The organism is Segeticoccus rhizosphaerae (genome assembly GCF_009192725.1).
In the GTDB taxonomy this organism is placed as follows: domain Bacteria; phylum Actinomycetota; class Actinomycetes; order Actinomycetales; family Dermatophilaceae; genus Segeticoccus; species Segeticoccus rhizosphaerae.
In genome coordinates this window covers 1-1,690 of sequence record NZ_VOHR01000520.1, presented here as the reverse complement: position 1 = coordinate 1,690, position 1,690 = coordinate 1, and the positions used below count along the sequence as shown (strand labels likewise).

The following is a 1,690-nucleotide window of genomic DNA, read 5'->3' as shown; positions in this document are numbered from 1 at the left end:
GGCGGCCCGCCGAGCGCGGCCGCGATCTGCGCAGCGGAGCGCACCGGAGCACGCCGGACGCGCTCCTCGCGCACAGCCCCGGGCTCGCTGGAGATCAGCTCTTCGCGCAACAGATGCATCAGATCGCCCTCCCCTCTGGCTGCAACGGGCAGCTCGTGCGGACCGGGCACCGCGTGCAACCGTCGCCGATCGTGGCCAGGACAGTCGGCGCGGCCATCCCCTCCGCCGTCTCCAGCACGAGCTCCTCCGCCCATGCCGGGTCATCGCCCCGCGCCAGCGGATCCTGCTCCTGCAGCGTGGTGTTCTTCAACGAGGCCTTGCCGATCTGCAACAGGGCCGCACCTGCGGATACGTCGCCGGCCTCCTCGAAGGCGCCGTGCTCGATCGCCACCTGGTAGGCACCCAGTTGCGGGTGCCGGGGCAGGTCGTCGGCGGGTGGCTTGCGGCCGCCCGTCTTGAGGTCGATCACGCGCACCCCGTGCTCGGGGTGGGTCTCGATGCGGTCGACCCGTCCGCGCAGCAGCGCACGGCCGAGCTGCACCTGCAGGTCGAGCTCGGTGCCGGCCCGCTGCCAGCCCTCCTTCCGGGCCTCGCGGTAGTAGCGCGCCAGCCGGCCCACCATCTCCAGGGCCTCCGACTTCTGCTTGCGTGAGACCCAGCTGTCCGGCAGCCCGAGCCGGGACCAGCGTGCCTCGACCTCGGCAGCGAGGGTGGGCTCGTCGACGTCGTCCAGCTCGGCGGCGATGTCGTGGATCAGCGTGCCGATGTTGGCCGCGCCCTGGTCGGGCCCGTCACCACCACAGGTGACCAGGAGCCACCTCAGGCCGCAGTCGGCGAATCCCTCGATGCGAGAAGGAGACACGCTGACCACGGCACCAACCGGCCGCAACGGTCGGTCGTCGCTGACGTCGGTGAGCGCCCACCAGGCGGCCGGGTCGGCGCCACGCACCTCCTCGGCTGCCAGCCGGGCCAGCTGTGCGGCCGCCACCTCACGTTGCTCGTCGGTCCCTGACACGAGCTCCCGTCGCAGCTCGGCGACCACGCCGGGCAGCGTCGCAGGGCGCGGCACGGGTGCGAAGTCACGATCCGCCTCGTCGTCGAGTGGGTCGACGAGGTCGAGGTAGACCGAAGGCTGTTCGTCCTCGCTGCGCACGGCAGTGACCAGCAACCGCTCTCTCGCGCGGCTCACTGCGGTGAGGAAGGCCCGGGTCTCGTCATAGCGGACGGCCGCCTGCGCCGCCCGCAGCGACTGGCCGCGTCCGGTCAGCACGTCGACCAGCCGTTCGGACCCCAGCAACGAGCCCCGCAGGCGCAGGTCGGGCCAGACGCCCTCCTGCACCCCCGCGACGACGACGAACCGCCACTCCCGTCCCGCCGCTCCCTGCGCCGTGACGAGCGCGACGGTGTGCTCGCTCGGGGCCCGCGCGACGAGGGTGTCCCCCGCGACGTCCTGCCCGCGGATGTGCTCCAGGAACCCGCCCGGCCCCATCTGGGGCAACCGGTCGACATACCGGGCAGCGGCGTCGAAGAGGGCCACCACCGCGTCCAGGTCACGGTCGGCGCGCGCGCCGGACAGGCCGCCGTCGAGCGCCGTGCGGGCCCAGGCCTCCCCCAGGCGGGTCGCCCGCCACATCGCCCAGAGGACCGTCTCAGCGGTGACCCCCGGAGCCCACCGGCGCACGCCGGACTC

Annotated in this window: 1 protein-coding gene; it reads right to left on the bottom strand. The window is 73.5% G+C overall.

Features of this window, described 5'->3' with window-relative positions:
- Positions 1-118: 118 nt before the first annotated feature.
- Positions 119-1,690: PD-(D/E)XK nuclease family protein (locus tag FRW57_RS21300; RefSeq protein ID WP_203230472.1), on the bottom strand; the 1,572-nt coding region annotated here is incomplete at its 5' end.